This window comes from Micromonospora sp. KC721 (assembly GCF_004348355.1).
Classification (GTDB): domain Bacteria; phylum Actinomycetota; class Actinomycetes; order Mycobacteriales; family Micromonosporaceae; genus Micromonospora.
Genome location: NZ_SMJY01000025.1, coordinates 23,961 through 45,089, shown reverse-complemented (window position 1 = coordinate 45,089; position 21,129 = coordinate 23,961). Strand labels below are relative to the sequence as shown.

Below are 21,129 nucleotides of genomic sequence, written 5' to 3'. Positions count from 1 at the left end.
CCCCCGCACCAACCTCCGCCGCCCGGCGGCTGGCCGCCCGGCGCGGGCACCCCGCCGCCCACCCAGCCGTGGCCGCAGGTCTCCCCACCGGGCGGTGAACATTCCGCGCCGCCCGTCGGGTACGGCCAGCCCAGCCCGCCGCACGCCGGCTACCTGCCGGGGCAGGCGACGCCGCCGGCACCGGGCGGCTACCCGGCGGTGCCCGCGGACGGGTTCGCCGGCACCCCGGCGTACGGGTTGCCGCCAGCCCCGCCACCGGCGAGGAAGTCCCGGCTCGGCCTGATCCTGTCCCTGGTCCTCGCCGGGCTGCTGGTGCTCTGCGGGGGCGGCGGTGCGCTGGCCTACGTCGCCCTCGCCGACCACGACGACGCCCGCCCCGGCACCACGCCTTCTCCGGGCCTCTCCCCGGGAGCGTCGGCCAGCCCCGCCGCCGAGCCCAGCCCCTCGGAGAGCCCGCAGGAGGCCGAGCCGGCCCCGCGGATCCGGCTGGTCGCCCCGAAGACCCTCGCCGGCCGGGCGAAGAACACCGAACCGCAGCTGCGCCGGCTCGCCGACGAGATGGTCCGCGACATGAAGAGCGACGTCACCAACGAGTCCGGGGCGGTAGGTGCCTTCTACGGCAGCGCCGCCAAGCGGAACCTGGTGATGGTTTCCGGGGTCTCCGGCCCGGTCCTGCTCCCGGAGAAGGAGCTGGACGACGCGGTGAAGAGCCTGTCCGGCTCGCTGGGGCTGAAGAAGGTGGCCCCGATCGAGCCCGGCCCCCTGGGCGGCGTGGCCCGGTGCGGCGACGGCAGGAGTTCCGACATCCCGCTCGGCGTCTGCGTCTGGGCCGACGAGGGCAGCGTCGGCATGATCGTGATGTTCTTCTCGTCGGCGAAGAAGGCCAAGGCCGAGTTCGCCACCATCCGGGGCCAGATCGAGAAGCGCTCCTGAGGGCGGGTACGCAGGTCACGGCGACTGCGGGGTCCGGTGTGGACCACCGTTGGCCGCCGCGCGGCGGCAGACGGCCGGGTACGGGTGGGGCAGCGCGCCGGCACCGGTCCGGCCTAAGATCACCCGTCCTATTCTGACGTTTGGAGCTGACCCTGATGTCCCAGCCGCCGGCCAACCCCTCTCCCCCGCAGCCGGGCAGCGGCGAGCCCCACGGCTCGTACCCGCCGCCGCAGCAGCCGGGGGAAACCCCGGCGTTCCCGCCGCCCGGCGACAACCCGTCGCAGCCCGGCGCGTTCCCGCCCGCGCAGCCGGGGGCCCACCCCGCGCCCGGCCAGCCGTACCCGGGCACGCCCGGCGCGCCGGCGGCCAAGAAGTCCAACGTGGGCAAGATTCTGCTGATCTCGCTCGCCGCGGTGCTGGTGCTCTGCCTGGGCGGCGCCGCGGTGGCCTTCTTCGCCGTCAAGGACGAGGCCAAGAAGGCCGTCGAGGCGGTCGAGGCCGCCACCAACACCCGGGTCGTCGCGCCCGAGACCCTCGCCGGCCGGGCCAAGTCCACCGACCCGAGCCTGCTCGCCGGCGCCAAGGAACTCGAGACCCAGCTGAACCAGTCCCTGCCGGACGCCACCAGCACGGCCGGCGCGTTCTACGGCACCGTGGACCAGAAGAACCTGGTGATGGTGGCGGCGGCCTCCGGCCGCAACGCCGATCCGGCGAAGACCCTGGACGACACGCTCGCCGGCGCGGGCCAGGCCCAGCTGCAGATCAAGGAGATGAAGAGCGTCGACGCCGGCCCGCTCGGCGGGCTCGCCAAGTGCGGCGACGCCGAGACGTCGGGCGTGCCGCTGGGCATCTGCGTGTGGAGCGACAAGGGCAGCCTTGGCATGATCATCGTCTACTTCAAGAGCGGCCAGGAGGCCGCCGCCGAACTGCCGACGATGCGCGGGCAGATCCAGCAGAAGAGCTGACCCTCGGCCGGTACGCGGGCCCCATCCACGAAGTGGGTGGGGCCCGCGTGTTGTCGACGTTCGGACAGGCTCAGGGCCGCGGGGTGAAGGTGTTGATCAGGCTGGTGAAGCTGCGGTCGCCGTGGCCGGCCGCCTCGCCGCGTCGAAAGATCTCCAGCACGGTTTCCGGCAGCGTGGGATCGATCCCGGAGTCGCGGGTGGTGTGCGCGACGTGCTCGATGCTTGCCACCCCCATGGAAAGCCGGTCGACGTCGGCGGGGTGTTCGTCGGCGTCGATCCGATCGGTGTAGAACTCCAGGAAGTACCGCAGGTCCAGCGCGGACGTGGCGTAGGGCAGCAGTTCCCTGGCGGTGATGCCGTTGGCCCGGGCCACCGCGAGGGTGTGCAGCCAGCTCATCATGCTGGTCCAGAACATGCCCATGGTGAGCTGGTAGTAGAGCGGGGCCAAACCCGGATCCTCTCCCCGGTAGTCCGTCGCGGTGAGCACCGCCAGGGTCTCCCGGTGAGTTTCGAACGCCGCCCGGGGGCCGCTGTAGAAGGTGGACGATTCGGGCTGTCCAATGCCGGACGGTGGTGTCAGCACGCCGCCGGCAAGGTGGATAGCGCCGTGTTCGGCCGCCCACCGCGCCGCCGCGCGGGCCCGCTGCGGGGTATCTGAGCTGAGGTTGACCAGCACCCGCCCGCGCAGCGCCCCGGTGGCCGACCCGAGTAGGTCGTACATCGCGGCGTAGTCGGTCAGGCTCAACACCACCAGTTCGTTGGCAGCAAGTGCCGCCTCGACAGTGTCCGCCCGGACGGCGCCTCGGGCGACCAGATCCTCCGCCTTGCTCGCGGTCCGGTTCCAAACCGTCACCAGGTGGCCGCTATCCACGAAGGCGCCGACCATCGCCCGGCCCATCGGACCGAGACCGATCACGGTCACCGACTGCCTCTCCATCAACAAACCTCTTCTCTAGAACGAACGCTCTATCTACGCGTCGGACGGTAGCACGACTCTAGAACGAACGCTCTATCCGATATGCTGTACGGGTGAGAACCAGGACAGACGGTGCGCCGGCGAGCGCGCCCGACACCACCGTTGGCACGCGGGAGCGGATCGTGCGCACCGCGTCCCGGCTGATGCAGCGGCAGGGCTACGACGGGGCCGGGATCAAACAGATCTCCCGGGAGGCGGATGCCACCCTCGGCTCGGTCTACCACTTCTTTCCCGGCGGCAAGCAGGAACTGGCGGTCGAGGCGATCCGACACGGTGACCAGGAGTTCGCCGAATTCCTGACCCGGATGCTCGCCAGCGCAGACGATCCGGCCGAGGCAATCGAGGCATGTGCTCACACCCTCGCGCGAGACCTGAGCCGCTCGGACTGGGTCGACGGCTGCCCGGTCACCACCACCGCGCTCGGCACCGCAACCCGGGCGCCCGACATCCAGCACGCCGCCGCCGAGGCCTTCGCGCGCTGGCGAAGCCTGGTGGAGGCGAAACTACGAGAAGCAGGCTTTACCGACGCGGACGCCCGCGACCTGGCCCATACGGTGATCAGCACCCTGGAAGGAGCCGAACTGGCCGCCCAGGTCTCCCGAAGTGAGACGCCACTACGACTGGCCGGGACGCACCTGGCCCGACTTATCCACGTCTACCGGAGCGCCACGCCGTAGCCATCGACGCCAGTCGTGCCAGCAGCCGCTCGACGACGTCTTCGACGGCCGGTAGCCCGGTCAGGAGGTTTCCACCGCACAGCGCTGGACCTCCGCCGGCCCACATTTCCTCACGTCGCGGCCACCCCGTCCGCCGCCGGCAGGCTGACGGTCACCTCCAGCCCGCCGCCCCGCTGGGCGATGACCCGGACGGTCCCGCCGTGCGCGTCGCAGACCGCCCGGACGATGGACAATCCCAGCCCGGAGCCGCGTGCCCCGGTCCGCTCCCGACCGCCGCGCCGGAACGGCTCGAACAGCCCCGGCACGTCGGCCTGGTCCACCTCGAACCCGGTGTTGCCCACCACCAGCCAGGACCGCTGCCCGTCCGTGCCGGTACGCACCCACAGCCGGCCGTGCAGGTGGTTGTAGCGGACCGCGTTCTCGATCAGGTTGCCGGCCAGCCGGTCCAACAGCCCCGGATCGCCGGTCACCGGGGCCGGCCTGAGCGAGGTCTGCACCCGCAGCCCGATCCGCTCCACCTCCCGAGCCATCGCCGACAGCGCGTTGGCCGTACCGGAGGCGAGGTCACACTCGGTGCGGCGGGCCAGCCCCTGCCCGGCCTGGGCCTCACTGCGGGCCAGCACCAGCAGTGCGTCGACCAGGCTGTTGGCCCGCTCGGAGGCGTCGCGCACCACGGTCGCCATCCGCCGGTACTCGCCGGTGTCCGCCTCGTCGTCGCTGAGCGTCACGTCGATCTCGGTCCGCATCACCGCCAGCGGGGTACGCAGCTCGTGTGAGGCGTTGGCGACGAACCGCTTCTGTGCCTCGAAGGCGGCGGCGATCCGGTCCAGCATCGCGTCGAACGTGCGGGCCAGCTCGGCCACCTCGTCGTCCGCCCCGGACCAGCGGATCCGCTGGTCGAGGGTGGCCTCGCCGAGCCGGCGGGCGGTGGCGGTGACCTGGTGCAGCGGACGCAACGCCCGACCGGCCACCAGGTACGCCCCGGCGACCCCGACCACGCTGATCACCAGCAACGCGAGCAGCCCCTTGACCAGCAGGTCCCGCGACGCGGCGTCGACCAGCTGGCGCTGCCAGACCGCCGCGTCCAGAGACCGGCCGTCGGCCAGCACCACGGTGGTGCCGGAGCGCAGCTCGTCGGTGGGGCGCAGCGCGTCGTGGACCAGCAGCCAGGCCAGCACCAGCAGGATCGCTCCGGCACCCACCAGCAGCACCCCGTTGAGCAGGGTCAACCGCAGCCGCAGGGTCGGCCGCAGCCGGCGGGTCACCGCGCCACCCCGGCCTGCGACCCGCGCGCCGGACGGACCGGTCCCCGCCAGGCGCGCACCGGGCGTCCCCGCCGGGCGCTCACCGGGCCTCCCCGGCGGCGCGGTAGCCGGCACCGACCACCGTCTCGATCAACGGCGGGTCGCCGAGCTTCTTGCGCAAAGTCATCACCGTCACCCGGACGATGGTGGTGAACGGGTCGGTGTTGGCGTCCCAGACGCGCTCCAGCAGCTCCTCGCTGGAGACCACCGCGCCCCGCGCCTTGACCAGCTCGGCCAGCACGCCGAACTCCTTGTTGGTCAGGTCGACCGGCACCCCGGCCCGGGTGACCACCCGCCGCGCCGGGTCGATGACCACGTCGGCCAGCGTCAGCACCGGGGGCAGGGCGGGGGTGGCCCGCCGTCCGAGCGCCTGCACCCGGGCCACCAGCTCGTCGAAGGCGAACGGCTTGGGCAGATAGTCGTCGGCGCCCAGACCCAGCCCCTCGACCCGGTCAGCGACGCTGTCGCTGGCGGTCAGCATCAGCACCCGGGTCAACGTGCCGGAGGCGGCCAGCTCGGCGCAGATCTGGTCGCCGTGCATGCCGGGCAGGTCCCGGTCCAGCACCACCACGTCGTACCGGGTGACGAAGGCCGCCTCGTGACCGGCGTCGCCGTCGTACGCCACGTCGACCGCCATCCCGCGTTTACGCAGCCCACGCGCGATCGCGTCGGCGAGGTTCCGCTCGTCCTCGACCACCAGCACCCGCATCCCGACCTCCTTGCCGACCTGCCCGACAACCTAGTGCCGCCGGCCAAACGTCGGTCACGCCCCACCCGCCGGGCCGGCCGGCGATCAGGACGGCAGCCGCCACACCCCGAACTGATCGGTGGACCGCGAGCAGACCAGGGTCGAGCCGCCCGGTGGAAACACTTCCCCTGCGTGCCCGGCCACGGGCCGAAAGGAGGACCAGTCGCCGCCTGTACGATGGCCCGTCGTGGCTGTGCCGGTGGTTGATCCCTCGCTGAACCCGACGTCCGCACCGGAGGCGGTGGCGGCCGACCCGACCCGACGGCCCCGGTGGCGGCCCCGACGGGCCGACGTGCTGGCCATCGGAGCCTACGTGCTGCTGGGCGTCTTCGTGTGCCTGAACTACTGGATGGACGTGCAGCACCGGGTCTCCTCGCACCTTCCGACCGACCACAGCTGGTTCGAGTGGCTCTTCTCGCACGGCGCGTACTCGGTGCGGCACCTGGAGAACCCGCTGTTCAGCATGCGGCAGAACGCCCCGAACGGGGTGAACATGATCGCCAACACCTCGCTGCTGGGCATGACCATCCCGTTGGCGCCGGTCACCCTCCTGTTCGGGCCGCAGGTGACCTACGCGCTCTACCTGGGTGGAGCGCTCGCCGCGACGGCGGCCACCTCGTACTGGGTGCTCTCCCGGCACCTGGTGCGGTCGCGGGCCGGCGCGTTCGTCGGCGGCGCTTTCCTCGGTTTCGCCCCGGGCATCGTGCACCACGCCAACGGGCAGCCGAACTTCGTCTCCAACTTCCTGCTGCCGCTGATCGTGGCCCGGGTGCTGCGCCTCGGGCGGGACGGCCGGTGGCGGCGCGACGGGGTGGTGCTGGGCCTGCTGGTGGCGTACCAGATCTTCATCAACGAGGAGATGCTGCTGCTCACCGCGCTGGCCTGCCTGGTGATCGTGGTGGCGTACGCGGTGCAGCGACCGCGCGCCGCGCGCGAGCGCGCCGCCGGCTTCGTGGCCGCGCTGGGCCTGGGCGGCGGGCTGGCCCTGCTGCTGGCCGGCTACCCGATCTGGTTCCAGTTCAACGGCCCGCAGTCCTACCGTGGCCTACAGGGCGGCGTGTTCCACAACTGGGGCGAGGACCTGATGGCTTTCGTCACCTTCGCCCGGGACACCGTGGCCGGTGACGAGGCGGTCGAGAAGACCATCGGCCTGACCGAGCAGAACACCTGGTTCGGCTGGCCGCTGGTGCTGGTCGCGCTCGCCTCGCTGCTGCTGCTGTGGCGACGTTCGCTGGCCGCCCGGATCTGCGGGGTGCTGGTGGTGCTCTTCACCCTCGGCGCGATCGGCCCGAAGGTGCGCTTCAACGGGGTGGAGACCACCGTCGACGGCCCGTGGGCGTACATCTCGGACGACGTGCCGCTGGTGGAGATGATGATGCCGACCCGGCTCGCGCTGGTGACCACGGCGGCGGTCGGCGTGCTGCTGGCGCTGGCGTGGGACGCGGCGGCCGGGTACGGCCGACGGCCGGCGCCGGCCCCCCGCCCGGCCGCCGAGGACGCCACCGGAGAATCCCCGCCCGCCGTGCCGGCCCACCGCCGCTGGATCCGGCCGGTCGGGTACGCGGCCGTCGCCCTCGCCGTGCTGCCGCTGTTCCCGCGCCCGCTGCCGGCGCAGCACGTGGATCCCCCGCCGCGCTTCATCACCGCCGGCGGCTGGCGGCCGTACGTGCCGGCGGGGCGCACCCTGGTGCCGGTGCCCATCCCGAGCAACGTGCACGGCCTGTCCACGCTGCGCTGGAGCGCGCTGACCGGCCTTGAGTTCCCCGTGCCGGGCGGGTACTTCATCGGCCCGAACGAGAAGGGTGAGGGGGTCTTCGGCGCACCGAACCGGCCCACCAGCACGCTCATCTACACCACCATGGACGCCGGCCGGGTGCCCGAGCTGACCGAGGAGAACCGCCGCCAGGCAGTGGCGGACCTGCGGTTCTGGAAGGCGTCGGTGGTGGTGCTGGGCGACCATCCGCGCGAGGCGGTGTTGCGGGAGCTGATGACCGGCCTGCTGGGGCCGGCGCAGCGGGTCGACGACGTGTGGCTCTGGGACGTCCGGCCCCTGGTCGACTAAGGCGTGTTTCAAAAGTCTAATCGTCCATCAGTGCCTTCAGCAACGCCGGCGACAGGTCTTGATCCGCATAGAGCAGCCGTACGGCCTGCGGGTCAGGATTGCCCGCGTCCGGGCCACGCCACACCAGGCGCAGCCCAGCCCGCTCGGTCGTTCGCTGCGAGCGCGTGTTCCCCTCGAGCAGGTACGCGGTCAGCGGGAGGTCGCCCCGCACCTCGCGAGCGGCGCTGACCGCAGCACGGATGATCTCCTGGGCGTATCCCTGGCCCCAGAAGGCCGGAAAGAGGCGGAACCCGAGGTTCCGGGCCACGCCACCACGGATGAAGGCGCCACCGATCCCCACCAGCTGCCCGTGCGTTGCCTGCTCGGCGCTGCGGGCGACCCACATGCCAAACCGTCACGTCGCCAGGCCGCCTGCCAGCGATCGAGCATGGCTTCGGTCTGATGCCGGGTGACGTGACGGCTCACCGGGTCAGCCCGCCACACCTGCGGATCCGCGTACAGCTGGTGCAGCTCCACCAGGTCGCCTCGCTGCGGAACGGTCAACACCAACCGGTCCGTGGATTTCGTGCCGACTCCGGCCGGCCTCACCTGCATGGCATCCTCACGCTGCTGATCGGTGGTCACCGTTGATGCTACGACGGCACGATCTGCGCGCTCCCGGGCGCAAAGCAGAGCGCCGACCGGCGTTTCCGCTGATCGGCGCTCCTGCAGCCCGGCGAAAGGCTATGTGGCCAGGGGCGGGGTCGAACCGCCGACCTTCCGATTTTCAGTCGTGAACATTTCCCCTGGTCAGAGTTTCGCAACCGGCCTACGTGCGATGCTCGTGCGACATCCCGGCCAGCCTCACATGGTTATGCGATGGGGCAGCCGTGCGGCATCGCCGTCCGCGGCGAGGTCGGACAGGGCCTTGGCGATCTCCTGATCGCGGCCGTCAACCGCGTGGAGATACCGCCGCGCGGCCGCCATGGACGAGTGCCCGAGCCGCTTCATCAGGTCCGCCAGCGTGGCCCCGGTCTGCGCCGCGAGGGTCTGCCCGGTGTGCCGCAGGTCGTGGACGGTGAGGTGATCCAACCCGGCCCGCTTCCGCGCCCGCACGAACGCCTGGTACAGCGTGTTCCCCCGCAGCGGCGAGCCGTCCCGACTCATGAACAGGCGTTCCCGCCCGGCGTACTGCTCCAGATGCAGCCGGAGCACCGGCACGACATGGGGCGGGATCGCGATCAGACGTTCAAGGACGGCGAGGAAGTCGTCACCTTGGAGGAGACGCGGTTCCGCCAGCAAGGCGAGCTGATGAGTGTGGAGACCACTACACAGGGTATCGAGGTCGAGGAAGGCGGCTCCAACGCCGCTTACCTGCACTGGATACGCGACGAAACGGCAGCGTCCAGCGGCCGGTAGCCCGTCGTTCTAAAGTTGACACCACGGAGGGTGAACAATGATGCCGACACCTTTACCGACCGATCCCAGCCCGGTGCTATATGTGTCCAACAAGAGCTACGGCCTCGACGACAGTGGTAGGTACTGGTTACGCGGCAATGACCATAAGAAGATAGTACTTAAGGGTATCAACATCCCGCTCGTCGATGACTGGGATTTTCCCGCTAGTCGCCCCTACGGTAAACTGGAGGAGTTGGCGAAGACGGGCGCAAATTGCGTCAGGATTCAGTGGTATGCGCAATATCCTGCCGCGTCGCGTCCCCCGTACGCCACGGCCGACCTAGACCGCGTGCTTGAGAAGTGCCGGACCAGCCGCCTCGTGCCCATCGTGGAGTTGCACGACTGCACGTGCAAAGAGGACCCCGAGCTTGTCAACAGTGAGCTGATGAGCTGGTGGACTCGGCCGGACGTGCTTGGGATGTTGAAGAGACATGAGCGATATCTCATCATCAACCTCGCCAACGAGTTGGGCTGGTACCGATGGCAAAATTGGTCACCTGCAGCCCTGGATAAGTTCAAGGTTGCGTACAAGAAGGCGATCACCAGCATTCGCAGCAAAGGGCTTCGAATGCCGATCATGATCGACGCACCGGACTGCGGCTCATCGGTCAACGCTTTTTTGAGCGCCGGCCAGGAGTTGATCGATCACGACCCGCTGCACAGCATCCTGCTCAGCGCACATGCCTACTGGGGCGATGACTACGACGGGTCCGCCGATGTGAATCTGGCGATTGGGGCGAAACTTCCCATCGTTCTCGGCGAGATCGCCAACAAGCAATTTGCGAACGACAACGAGTGCTTCTACGGGCTAGACGGAACAAATCTCGATAACCCGCCACGCACCGAATTCCGCTACCAGAATCTGCTTATCAACCTTACGCAGCGGGAAGTTGGGTGGCTTGCATGGGCCTGGTACAAAGATAATTGCGAACATCGAAGAATGACACCGGACGGCAATTACACCGGCGCTATCGACGGCAGCCCCACGGGCTTGACGCCCTACGGCTCCGACATCCTGCACCAAGGTACGTACGGTCTTCGACTGGGATACTTCAAGCCGCAGAAACTTGACACCCTGCCTGGGGCACCGCCTGTGTGATCAGTAAGCGCTGTGTCGCGCCTGAGGTAATCGGAAGGTTGTCCGAGCCCGCTCCCGAGGAAGACCGTGAGGTCCTCGAACCCGTGCCCTGATGTCGATCAGGCTAAGCTTTGGCACGGAGTGTTCGGCGATCCTAACCAGCGCGCCTGAAACACGAACTCCCGATGCTGGATCAGGCTCAGGGGCCGACACGCCTGAAACCGGTTCCATGCCAAACTCCCTGTCTCTTGCGTCTTGACCGCGAACGGTAGCAACAACATGCCAGCGCGGATAGTTGCCACCCGCTAGATGACAGCGCCCGGCTAAGGGACGGAGCCGAACGCGGCCCAGATGCTGCTCTATGCGGGGACTCGCTGCTCGGAAGCTGGCGTTGTGATCCGACAGCTGATGTGCGACGGGTGGTCTAAGGCGTGCTTCATAAGCAGGTCAGAGCCACTCGGTGATGATGGTGATGGTGAGGACGGCTTGGAAGCGGACGGCCAGCTTCTCGTAGCGGGTGGCGACGCCGCGGTGGCGTTTGAGACGCGCGATGCCGTTCTCGACGGCGTGGCGTAGCCGGTAGAGGTCTCGGTCGAAGGCGGGTGGGCGTCCGCCGCGGGAGCCTTTGGCTTTGCGGTGGGCGTCCTGGTCCTTCTTGCTCGGGATGCAGGTTTTGATACCGCGTGTGCGCAGGTAGCGGCGATTGCCGCGGCTGGTGTAGGCCATGTCGGCTCACAGGCCAGGTGCGTTTTGGTGGTCAGTCCGCCACGGGAACGGCCCAGCGCGTGATCGGCCGGCTCGTCGTGCACCCCGCCGGGCGGTTCCTTCTGCAGGTGGCCGTCCTTTCAGGCGCCGGCGGCGTGCTGATGGGCGCGGCTGGTCATCGAGTCCACGCTCACCGTCCACCCGATCCGGCCCTGCGCATCACCGGCGGCCTGCAACGCCGACAGGATCTTGTCCCAGGTTCCGTCTCGCTGCCAGCGGCGGAACAGGCCGTAGACGGTGGGCCAGGGCGCGTACTCGGCGGGGACGTCACGCCACGGCGCGCCGATCCGGATCCGCCACCGGATCCCATCGATGAGCTGCCGTTTCTCCCACTTCGGCGGACGACCGTTACCCGACACGGCAGACAGCAGCGGAGCGAGCCGCTGCCACTGCGCGTCGGTGAGGTCGTGCCGCCTCGTCACCGCTAAGGTGGCCACGAGGTCTCCGGTATGAAGTTCTAGCTTGGTCGCTGAACCGTCTACCGGAGACCTCTTCAGTTATCGATCACGCCACGCCGTGACCTTCACCGGCCACCACGACTTTTGAAACACGCCTTAGGGCCGGTCCGGCGGGTCATGTGACCGTCGCGGGTTCGGCTCGTTGGCATGCCCAGCCGACGGAGCTTAGACGCCGGTCCGTCCGTCGACGAGCTCTCGCACGATGTCGAGATGCCCGTTGTGTCGGGAAGTCTCTTCGATGAGGTGGAGGATCACCCAACGGAGGTCCACCTGGCGGCCGCCGCCGATGGGGCGTTGGGCCCTCGAGTTCAAGTCGTGGTCGGACAGCAGACGACGGTAGCGTTCGCTCTGCTCTTCATATTCGGCGAGAAGCTGGGGCAACGGGATGCCGACCGCTGTCCGCATCTCGGGGTCGGGGTCGTCGTCGCTCGCCTGCGTGAGCGGACCCGCTGGTTCCTCCCCCAGGAACACCACTTGGACCCAGTGGTGCTCGACCCACCGCAGATGGTTGATCAGCCCGCACAGGGTCATCAGCGGTGAGTTCGGAAGCGGGGCGCGGCGGGCGTCTTCCGCGGACACGCCCTCGCACTTGGCTCGCGCCGTGTCACGGGCGTAGTCCAAGAAGGTGATCAGCTGCGTGCGCTCGTCCCAGGTGGGAGGCTTATCGGTTCGTTGCGTCATCACGGGGGAGTGTCCCTCAGGTCGTCGGGGCGGTCGAGTGATTAATGAGCAGGACCCCCCGCGCCCGGTGGGACGTACGGGTCAGGCCGCCGGGGTGCGGGCCGACAGCGGACGGACGTCCCACACCCAGACGTCCAGCTCCTTGCGGCCGGGGCCGACGAGCTGCTCGACGGTGTTGCGCAGCGGCTCGACGTGGTGCTGGCCGACCGGCAGGACCAGCACGGCGGCGTTCCAGTGGCGCAGCTCGTCCAGGCTGCGCCGACGCTGCCGGTCGTTGAGCTTCGGGGCCCGGCCGGTGGTCGCCACCTCGTTGAGCAGCTCGCCGATGCCGCTGGGCCGACCACCGAAGCGTCCCGGATCGCCGGTGTTGCCGTTGCGGGGGGCCAGGAAGTAGCCGCCGGGGATCTTGAAGTCGAGGTTGGTGGAGGCGGCCCAGCGCATGCCGTGGGTGTTGCCCATGCTCGGCACGGGCACCGGCACCAGCGTCTGGTCGGCACCGACGTACTCCCGCCACCGACCGGAGGTGATGAAGTCCGGCACGGGTGGGCGGGAGGTCACCTTCAGCGGCATCGGCACGATCGGCAGCAACGCCAGGACCAGCGCGGCCACCGTGACGGTCTTCGCGTGCCGCCATTCGGTGCCGCGCAGCGTCCAGGCCCGCTGCACGGCCAGCGCCAGCAGCATCCCGATCACCACGCTGGTGATCAGCCCGAACCGGGTCGGCACCACCGCGTCGAGCAGCGGCAACCGGACCAGCAGTTCCCACGGGCCGGTGAACAGCTCCCGGTCCCACCAGGACACCCGCTCGCCGAGGGAGAGCACGGCGAAGAAGAACCCGGTGATCGCGAGCGCCCGCACCAGCACCTCGCGACGCAGCCAGACCACGATGCCCACGGCGATCAGCGACAGGCTCCACCCGAAGAAGGCGTTCTCCTCGGAGTAGTTCGGGGCCAGGTTCACGTTGGCCCGCTCGTGGCCGCCGAAGGTCGGCGACCCGGGGGCGAAGAAGGCGGCGATGTCGTTGCCGTAGTCGCGGACCGCGTCGCTGAGCCCGTGGTACGCCATCGGCCCGGCGAACTGGATGTACAGCGGGTACGCCAGCAGGGAGCCCGCCACCAGGGTGCAGACCGGTAGCCCCTTGGCCAGCGGACGCCACGCCGCCGACCACAGCGCCGGACGCTGCGCCACCATCGCGATGAGGAAGACGCCGCAGGCCAGCGCGGTGAAGAGCAGGATCTCCTCGTTGATGAACGCCTGGACGGTGACCAGCAGGGCGAGCAGCGCGCCGTCGCGTACCGGGCGGGTCGAGCGGGTCAGCACCATCACCCGCCAGACGATGAACGGCAGCAGCCACTGCGAGATGATGTTGGGGTGCCAGCTGGCGTGCGACAGCATGGCCGGTGAGAAGCCGCAGAACCAGCCGCCGACCGCGGCGGCCAGCCGGCGGCGGACGAGGTGCCGGGAGAAGACGTGGTACCAGGCCGACGCGGTGCCGGCGAGCGCCACGGTGACCAGCACCACGAACGACACGGCCGGTCCGAACAGCAGGGTGATCGGCACCATCGGGATGCCCAGCGCCAGCACGGCCGTGTTGGCCATCAGGTTGACGCCGTCGGGATAGTTGAACTGGTCGGTGTAGAACGGGAACTCGCCGTGCAGCACCACCCGTACCGAGTGGGCCATGAAGAACTGCACCTGCGCCGGGTCGCTGCTGTAGAGGGACGCGACCCGACCGGCCGGGTCGACCCAGATCTGGCTGGTCACCCAGAACGCGACGAGCAGGAAGGTGCCGTAGACGGCGAGATCCTTGCGGCGGGCCGCCGTCGCGCCGTCGCCCGCCGTCGGGTCCGGCCGTTCCCCGGGTACGCCGACCACCCGGCCGCCACCGTCCGGCGCGTCGGTCGTCGGGGCGGTCGTGGGCGCATCGGTTGTCGGCGCGTCAATCGTCGGGGCGGTGGCCGTGGGCGCGTCGGTCACCGGGGCGGTGGCCGTGGGCGAGGTGGTCCGGCCCCGTGCAGGGGCGGTGTCGAGCGGGGACGCCACCGGTGGTGGCACCGTCGCGGTGGCGGTGGCGCCACGGCCGAGGCCGGTGGAGCCGTCGGGGTCCGGTGCGGAGGCGGCACGGGGCTCGACAGACGTCACAGTCGGCGGAGTCTACCGGAGCCGATAAATCCGTCGAAATCCACGCCCGTGTCCCTTGTGACCATTCGACGCGGCCTCCGAAGCAGCACCGAGCGGACGCGATCCAAGGTCGGGCCAGATCAGCCGATTCAGCCATCGGCGCGGCCGTTGCGTACCATGTGGCTTCCGACAACGACGGCGAGGCGATCGGGGGCGTACAGGTGGGGTCAGTCCGCCGCCGCGGCACGACGGTCACCGCACTGCTGGCCCTGGTGCTGGCGGTGACCGCGTGCGGTCCGATCGCCGAGCGTCAGGCTCGCCAGCTGCGGATGGGCTACGACAGTCTGGACGGCACACTGCCGGTCTGGCCGCCACGCGGCTCGCTCGCCGAGGACACCGCCGCGACCGACGCGGTGACCGAGGCGGTTCGCGCCTGGCGGTCCCCGATCGGGGACCGGGCCCACCTGCCCTCCTCCGGCATCCTCTGGTCCGGCGAGGTCGGCGGGGCCCCGCTGGCGCTGGTCGCCGCCGAGGTGCCCGGTGAGGCGGCGTCCTGGCTACTGCAGCTCGCCGGCTCCGGTGGCCGGTACGCCGTGGACCGGGCCACCGAGTACACCGATCGCGGCTACCTCGCCTACGCCGACGTGCTGCCGGTGCCGTCGGCCGACGGACGCCGTTACCTGGTCTCCAACCGGGTGCAACGGCTGCTCGGTCCGGACGGGCGCGCCCTGCGGATCACCGACGGTCTCACCGCGCCGGTCGCCGTGCCCGAGTGCGCGGCCGTGCCGGTGACCGCGACGTTGCGCCGTACCGAGTCGCTGCCGCGCGGGCGGGCCGCCGACCGGCTGCTCGACCTGGGCACCGCGACCAGCGACCCGCGTCACCCGCTGGTCCGCGACGAGACCGGTTCGGGCAGGCGGGCGCTGAACGGGTTGGACACCTGCGTGCTGGCCGGCGAGCGAGGACCGTTCGGCAGCATTCCCCGCCGCATCGGCGACCGGGACGCCCCGGCGTCAGTGCCGGAGTCGTGGCCGATGGAGAAGCTGGCCGTGCGGGGCATCGGCGAGATGGCGCTCGGCGGCGGCGACGACCCGGGTGACCTGGAGCAGCTGAGTTGGGAGAGCGACGCCGGCACGATGACGGCGGTGATCTACCGCCCGGCCGGTGGCGGCACCCCGGTGGTCTCCCCCGCCGACCGGTCCAACCCGTTGCAGGCGTACCCGCTGCCGGTGCCGGGGCAGCCGCTGGTGGTGCTCACCTGGCGCAGCAGCCGGGACTCGTCCCTGTCGGTGCCGCCCGGCACACCCCGCCTGGTGGACCGCCCCGGCCTGGTGGTCGTGCCGATGCCCGCCGCGAAGCAGTCGTTCAGCCTGGCCACCGCGGAGAAGACCCACTACCGTTCCGTCGGCGGCCGCTGACCCTCCCGGCGGCATGGGCCGTCCGGTGGCCACCGCCGCAGCGCAACCGCCCCGAGGCACGCCTGACGGGCAGCCCCGGGCGCACCGGGACCGCCCGTCAGGCGTACGGGTCAGTGGGCGCTGGCGTCGCGGGCCGGAAGGTGGACCGGCTCGACGGGCGTGGTGTCCAGGCCGGAGATCCAACCGGTGACGTCCCGGGCCACGTCCTGGGCGGTGAGGCCCAGGTCGGCGAGGATCTGCGCGCGGGTGCCGTGCGGGTGCCAGTCGGCGGGCACGCCGAGGTCGCGCAGCGGCACCCGGACGTCGGCGTCGCGCATCGCCTGAGCCAGCGCGTCGCCGACCCCGCCGACCCGGACGCCGTCCTCGACGGTGACGACCAGCCGGTGCGCGGCGGCCAGCTCGACCAGCTCCGCCGGGACCGGACGCACCCAGCGCGGGTCGACCACGGTCACGCCGTAGCCCTGCTCGGCGACCCGGGCGGCGACCTCCATGCCGAGCTGCCCGAACGAACCGACCGCGACCAGCAGCACGTCGGTCCGTGCCGACTCGGCCAGCACGTCGACCGTGCCGATCCGGCGCAGGGCCGGCAGGTCGGCGGCGACGGTACCGGTCGGGAAGCGCAGGATCGTCGGGCCGTCGTCGACGGCGACCGCCTCACGCAGTTCCTCGCGGAGGCTGGCGGCGTCCCGGGGTGCGGCGATCCGTAGACCCGGCACCACCCCGAAGACCGACATGTCCCAGATGCCGTAGTGGCTCGGCCCGTCCGGCCCGGTGATACCGGCCCGGTCCAGCACGAACGTCACCGGCAGCCGGTGCATCGCCACGTCCAGCAACACCTGGTCGAAGGCGCGGTTGAGGAAGGTCGCGTAGACCGCCACCACCGGATGCAGACCGCCCATCGCCAGGCCGGCGGCCGAGGTGGCGGCGTGCTGCTCGGCGATGCCCACGTCGTACACCCGCTCCGGATACTTGCGGGCCAGGGTGGCGATGCCGGTGGGCTCGGCCATCGCGGCGGTGATGCCGACCACGTCGGGCCGCTCGTCGGCGATCGTGACCAGCTCGTCGGCGAAGACGTGGGTCCACTTCACCGACGGGGCGGCGAGCAACTTGCCGGTCTCGACGTCGAAGGCGCCGCCCGGGCCGTGCAGGCAGTCCGCCTCGTCCTCCTCGGCCGGGCGGTAGCCGTAGCCCTTGCGGGTGACCGCGTGCACGATCACCGGGCCGCCGAAGTTCTTCGCCGCGCGCAGCGACGACTCGACGGCGGCGAGGTCGTGCCCGTCGACCGGGCCGACGTACTTGATGCCCAGGTCCTCGAACATCGCCTGCGGGGCGACCGCGTCCTTGATGCCCTTCTTGACCGCGTGCAGCACCTCGTACATCGGCTTGCCGACGAACGGCGTGTTGCCGAGGGCGTCCTTGACGGTGTCCAGGACCTTCTCGTAGCCGGGGTTGAGCCGCAGCGAGGAGAGGTGGTCGGCGAGCCCGCCGATGGTCGGCGAGTAGGACCGGCCGTTGTCGTTGACCACGATGACCAGCGGGTTGCCGGCGGTGGCGATGTTGTTCAACGCCTCCCAGCACATGCCGCCGGTCAACGCGCCGTCGCCGACCACGGCCACCACGGCGCGCTGCTCGCCGCGCAGCGCGTACGCCTTGGCCAGCCCGTCGGCGTACGACAGGGCGGTGGAGGCGTGCGAGTTCTCGACCAGGTCGTGCTCGCTCTCGGCCTGGCTCGGGTACCCGGAGAGGCCGCCGCGCTGGCGGAGCTTGTCGAAGCCCTCCTGCCGACCGGTGAGGATCTTGTGCACGTACGCCTGGTGGCCGGTGTCGAACAGGAGCCGGTCCCGGGGAGAGTCGAAGACCCGGTGCATGGCCAGGGTCAGCTCCACCACACCGAGGTTGGGGCCGACGTGCCCACCGGTGCGGGACACCTTGGCGATCAGGAAGTCACGGATCTCGGCGGCGAGGATGTCCAACTGCTCGGCGGTCATCCGCTTCACGTCCTGCGGCCCGCGCACCGCGTTCAGCAGCCGACCGTGGTTGGCCGTACCCTCTTCAACACTCATGACCGGAGAGTCTATCGGCCACGCGACACTCCGCGACCCGACCGTGGATCATCACCGGGCAGGAACAGCCCGACCAGCTCGACGTGCTGGGTCATCGGGAACAGGTCGTATCCGCGTAGGGCGGCGAGCCGCCAACCGGCCGCCGTGACGGTGCGCACGTCCCGCGCGAAGGCGGCCGGATCGCAGGCCACGTACGCCACCGCCCGTGGCCCGGCGGCCAGCAGGGCGCGCACCACCGCCGCGCCCGCACCGGAGCGCGGCGGGTCGAGCACCACGACGTCGACCGGGCCGGTGATCCGGCGGCGGGCCAGCGCGGTCTCTACCCGAGCCGCCACCACCTCCACCTGCGGCAGGTCACCGAGGTTCTCCCGGGCCGCGGCGACACCGTCCCCGGCCGCCTCGACCAGGACGACCCGACCGGCGTCGCCGACCCGACCGGCCAGAGCCGCCGCGAACAGCCCGGCGCCACCGTAGAGGTCCCAGGCGCGCTCCCCCGGCTGCGGGTCGGTCAACTCCAGCACCGCGTCGATGAGGGTGTCCGCCGCCGCCGGGTGGACCTGCCAGAACGCCGTCGCGGGCAGCGACCACTCCCGGCCGGCGGCGCGCTCGCGGACCCGGTCGGGTCCGCGCACCGCCGCGGTGGCCCCCTCGGTGACGGTGGCGACGGTGACGTCGCCGCCGGTGGAGGCGACCGTCTCCACCGCCTCCGCGTCCGGCCAGCGCGCGCCGGACCCGGTGAGCACCGGCAGCTCCTGGATCGCCGGGTGGGCGATCAGGCAGCGGTCGATCGGCACCACCTCGTGCGAGCGGTGCTTGAGCAGTCCGGCCCGGCCGGCGGCGTCGACCGCGTACCGGACCCGGGAGCGCCAGCCGAGCGGCCCGCCGGGCAGCGCCGCGACGGTGACGCCGAGCGCGTCGACCTGCGCGCCGGTGAGCCCACCGAGGCGGGTGAGCTGTTCGCGCACCACCTCGGTCTTCCAGCGCAGTTGGCCGGCGGGCGTGACGTGTTGCAGGTCGCAGCCGCCGCAGCGGCCCGGTTTCGCGTACGGGCACGGCTGCTCGACCCGGTCGGGGGCGGCGTCCAGGATCTCGACGGCCTCGGCACGGGCGAACCCCCGGTGCAGTTCGGTGATCTCGGCGACCACCCGCTCGCCGGGCAGCGCGTGCCGGACGAAGACGACCTGCCCGTCGACCCGGGCCACGCAGTGCCCGCCCGGGGCGACCGCGTCCACGGTCAGCTCGACGCGCTCGGCCTCCTCCAGCCCGGGCCGCCCGGCCCCGGTCGGCGTCGGGCGTCGGGTGGTCACCGGCCGTCCCCGTCGCTCGGGCCGGTGTCGCCCGGCGGCAGCGCGCCACGAGGCACCACCCGGGGTCCCCGGGCCGGGGTCCGGGTCAGGTTCTCGTCGAGGCGGTCCAGGTTCTTGTTGGCGGTGGAGGCGAGCTGCCACGGCACGCTGGTCACCATCACGCCCGGCTCGAAGAGCAGCCGCCCCTTGAGGCGCAGCGCGCTCTGGTTGTGCAGCAGGTTCTCCCACCAGCGGCCGACGACGTACTCGGGGATGAAGACCGTGACCACGTCGCGGGGCGACTCCCGGCGGGTGTTGGCGACGAAGTTCAGCACCGGCCGGGTGATCTCCCGGTACGGGGAGTCGATCACGGTGAGCGGGACGGGCAACTCCCGCCGTTCCCACTCCTGCTGGAGCTGGCGGGTGTCCTTCTCGTCCACGTTGACGGTGACCGCGGTGAGGGTGTCCGGCCGGGTGGCCCGGGCGTACGCGATGGCCCGCAGGGTCGGCTGGTGCAGCTTGCTCACCAGCACGATGGCGTGGTTGCGGGCGGGCAGCACACCCCGGACCTCGGTCGGTTCCAGTTCCTCGGCGACCCGGTCGTAGTGCCGGCGGATGGCGAGCATCAGCACGTAGATCACCCCCATCGCGGCGATGGCGATCCACGCGCCGAGCAGGAACTTGGTGGCCAGCACGATGACCAGCACCGTCCCGGTCATCGCCATGCCGAACGTGTTGATCGCCCGGGAGCGGATCATCCGCCGGCGGGCCCCCGGGTCCCGCTCACGGCTCAGGTGCCGGTTCCAGTGCCGGATCATCCCGGCCTGGGAGAGCGTGAAGGAGACGAACACCCCGACGATGTAGAGCTGGATGAGCTTGGTGACCTCGGCCTGGAAACCGACGATGAGCACGATCGCGAAGACGGCGAGGAAGACGATGCCGTTGGAGAAGGCCAGCCGGTCGCCCCGGGTGTGCAGCTGGCGGGGCAGGTAGCGGTCCTGCGCCAGGATCGAGCCGAGCACCGGGAACCCGTTGAACGCGGTGTTCGCGGCGAGGAAGAGGATCAGGGCGGTCATCGCGGCGACCACGTAGAGCAGCAGCGAGCCGGCACCGAAGACGGTCTCGCCGAGCTGGGCGGTGACGGTCTTCTGCACGTACCCCTCGGGACCGGAGATGATCTGCAGGTTCGGGTCCTCGACGAACTGCAGTCCGGTCAGCCGGGACAGCCAGATGATGCCGACCAGCATGGTCACCGAGATGGTGCCGAGCAGCAGCAGCGTGGTCGCCGCGTTGCGGCTCTTGGGGGCCTTGAAGGCCGGCACGCCGTTGGAGATGGCCTCCACGCCGGTGAGCGCGGCGCAGCCGGAGGAGAAGGTGCGCAGCAGCAGGAAGACCAGGGCGAAGCCGGTCACGCTGTGCTCGGCCTGGATCTCCAACCCGGCGCTGGGGGCTTGCAGGTCCTCGCCGAGCACGAGCACGCGGATCAACCCGGTCGCGATCATGCCGACCATCACGATGACGAAGCCGTAGGTCGGGATGGCGAAGGCCCGACCCGACTCGCGCAGGCCCCGCAGGTTCATCGCGGTCAGCAGCACCACCGCGCTGACCGCGATGAGCACCTTGTGGGTGGCGACGAAGGGCACCACCGAGCCGAGGTTGGCCACTCCGGAGGAGACCGAGACCGCGACCGTGAGGACGTAGTCGACCAGCAGGGCGCTGGCCACCGCCAGGCCGGCCCGGGGACCGAGGTTGACCGTGGCCACCTCGTAGTCCCCGCCGCCCGAGGGGTACGCGTGCACGTTCTGCCGGTAGCTGGCCACCACGGTCAGCATCACCACGACGACCGCCAGCGCGATCCACGGCGAGAAGAAGTACGCCGACGCGCCCGCGATGGAGAGCGTCAGCAGGATCTCGTCCGGGGCGTACGCGACACTGGAGAGGGCGTCGGAAGCGAAGACCGGCAACGCGATGCGCTTCGGCAGGAGGGTGTGCTGGAGCCGGTCGGACCGGAACGGTCGACCGACGAGGAGCCGCTTCAGCAGCGAGGTGGGACTGGCCACAAGCGCTAAGGGTACGGCCATCCCGTGCTGGCCCTCAGGGGTGCCTGAGCAGATGCCGCAGGCCGACGCGGTACCGTTCGGTCCCCCGCCGTCGCGC

Annotated in this window: 16 protein-coding genes, 1 tRNA gene and 1 pseudogene; 6 read left to right on the top strand and 12 right to left on the bottom strand. The window is 70.8% G+C overall.

The window, feature by feature from the left end:
• The coding region (locus E1182_RS30945) for a hypothetical protein (protein ID WP_165942544.1) at nt 1–933 on the top strand (933 nt) is incomplete at its 5' end.
• 155 nt (nt 934–1,088) lie between these two features.
• Nucleotides 1,089–1,898 (top strand): hypothetical protein, encoded by an 810-nt coding sequence (locus E1182_RS07355; protein ID WP_132262282.1) that lies wholly within the window; start codon nt 1,089–1,091, stop codon nt 1,896–1,898.
• Nucleotides 1,899–1,968: 70 nt separating this feature from the next.
• Here the strand turns inward: E1182_RS07355 and E1182_RS07350 are convergent, their stop codons facing one another.
• A complete protein-coding gene (locus tag E1182_RS07350; RefSeq protein WP_207921302.1) occupies nt 1,969–2,820 on the bottom strand; it encodes an NAD(P)-dependent oxidoreductase in 852 nt (283 codons plus the stop codon).
• A gap of 107 nt (nt 2,821–2,927) precedes the next feature.
• On the opposite strand from E1182_RS07350, the gene E1182_RS07345 reads away from it, so the two are divergent.
• The gene (locus E1182_RS07345) at nt 2,928–3,551 is read left to right on the top strand and encodes a TetR/AcrR family transcriptional regulator (protein ID WP_207921301.1); all 624 of its coding nucleotides are present in this window, start codon (nt 2,928–2,930) and stop codon (nt 3,549–3,551) included.
• Between the two features lie 110 nt (nt 3,552–3,661).
• On the opposite strand, the gene E1182_RS07340 is transcribed toward E1182_RS07345, so the two are convergent.
• Nucleotides 3,662–4,816, bottom strand: a complete 1,155-nt coding sequence (locus tag E1182_RS07340; RefSeq protein ID WP_132262278.1) for a cell wall metabolism sensor histidine kinase WalK — start codon at nt 4,814–4,816, stop codon at nt 3,662–3,664.
• 79 nt (nt 4,817–4,895) lie between these two features.
• A complete protein-coding gene (locus tag E1182_RS07335) occupies nt 4,896–5,564 on the bottom strand; it encodes a response regulator transcription factor (protein ID WP_132262276.1) in 669 nt (222 codons plus the stop codon).
• Nucleotides 5,565–5,790: 226 nt separating this feature from the next.
• Here E1182_RS07335 and E1182_RS07330 point away from each other — a divergent pair, with 226 nt between their 5' ends.
• A complete protein-coding gene (locus E1182_RS07330; RefSeq protein WP_132262274.1) occupies nt 5,791–7,665 on the top strand; it encodes a hypothetical protein in 1,875 nt (624 codons plus the stop codon).
• Between the two features lie 16 nt (nt 7,666–7,681).
• Here E1182_RS07330 and E1182_RS07325 read toward each other — a convergent pair whose 3' ends face one another.
• From E1182_RS07325 to E1182_RS07320, 3 genes are all read right to left on the bottom strand, one after another.
• Nucleotides 7,682–8,050, bottom strand: coding sequence for a GNAT family N-acetyltransferase (locus E1182_RS07325; protein ID WP_132262272.1), 369 nt, complete (start codon nt 8,048–8,050; stop codon nt 7,682–7,684).
• A gap of 343 nt (nt 8,051–8,393) precedes the next feature.
• A tRNA-Phe gene (locus E1182_RS30940) sits at nt 8,394–8,474 on the bottom strand.
• 34 nt (nt 8,475–8,508) lie between these two features.
• On the bottom strand, nt 8,509–8,946 hold the full coding sequence (locus E1182_RS07320; RefSeq protein ID WP_207921300.1) for a tyrosine-type recombinase/integrase: 438 nt from the start codon (nt 8,944–8,946) through the stop codon (nt 8,509–8,511).
• A 199-nt stretch (nt 8,947–9,145) separates the two neighbouring features.
• Between E1182_RS07320 and E1182_RS07315 the strand changes: the two genes are divergently transcribed.
• Complete coding sequence (locus E1182_RS07315; protein ID WP_165942543.1) at nt 9,146–10,201, top strand: cellulase family glycosylhydrolase; 1,056 nt, start codon at nt 9,146–9,148, stop codon at nt 10,199–10,201.
• A 426-nt stretch (nt 10,202–10,627) separates the two neighbouring features.
• Here the strand turns inward: E1182_RS07315 and E1182_RS07310 are convergent.
• The 3 genes and pseudogenes from E1182_RS07310 to E1182_RS07300 all read right to left on the bottom strand — a co-directional run bounded on the left by E1182_RS07310 (nt 10,628) and on the right by E1182_RS07300 (nt 13,959).
• Nucleotides 10,628–11,382 (bottom strand): annotated as a pseudogene (locus E1182_RS07310) (IS5 family transposase).
• 186 nt (nt 11,383–11,568) lie between these two features.
• Entirely contained in the window at nt 11,569–12,084 is a 516-nt protein-coding gene (locus E1182_RS07305; protein ID WP_132262268.1) for a DinB family protein, read from the bottom strand.
• Nucleotides 12,085–12,165: 81 nt separating this feature from the next.
• Nucleotides 12,166–13,959 carry a hypothetical protein gene (locus tag E1182_RS07300; RefSeq protein WP_132262294.1) on the bottom strand — a complete coding sequence of 598 codons (1,794 nt, stop codon included), beginning with the start codon at nt 13,957–13,959 and terminating at the stop codon, nt 12,166–12,168.
• Nucleotides 13,960–14,426: 467 nt separating this feature from the next.
• Between E1182_RS07300 and E1182_RS07295 the strand changes: the two genes are divergently transcribed.
• On the top strand, nt 14,427–15,623 hold the full coding sequence (locus E1182_RS07295) for a hypothetical protein (RefSeq protein ID WP_132262291.1): 1,197 nt from the start codon (nt 14,427–14,429) through the stop codon (nt 15,621–15,623).
• 110 nt (nt 15,624–15,733) lie between these two features.
• Here E1182_RS07295 and dxs read toward each other — a convergent pair whose 3' ends face one another.
• Genes dxs through E1182_RS07280 form a run of 3 tightly spaced genes read right to left on the bottom strand, consistent with a single transcriptional unit; the run spans nt 15,734 to nt 21,032 of the window.
• A complete protein-coding gene (dxs, locus tag E1182_RS07290) occupies nt 15,734–17,686 on the bottom strand; it encodes a 1-deoxy-D-xylulose-5-phosphate synthase (protein ID WP_132262266.1) in 1,953 nt (650 codons plus the stop codon).
• Between the two features lie 11 nt (nt 17,687–17,697).
• Complete coding sequence (locus E1182_RS07285) at nt 17,698–18,993, bottom strand: class I SAM-dependent RNA methyltransferase (RefSeq protein ID WP_132262264.1); 1,296 nt, start codon at nt 18,991–18,993, stop codon at nt 17,698–17,700.
• A complete protein-coding gene (locus tag E1182_RS07280; RefSeq protein ID WP_132262262.1) occupies nt 18,990–21,032 on the bottom strand; it encodes an APC family permease in 2,043 nt (680 codons plus the stop codon). The genes E1182_RS07285 and E1182_RS07280 overlap by 4 nt, the downstream gene beginning before the upstream one ends.
• Nucleotides 21,033–21,129 lie beyond the last annotated feature (97 nt).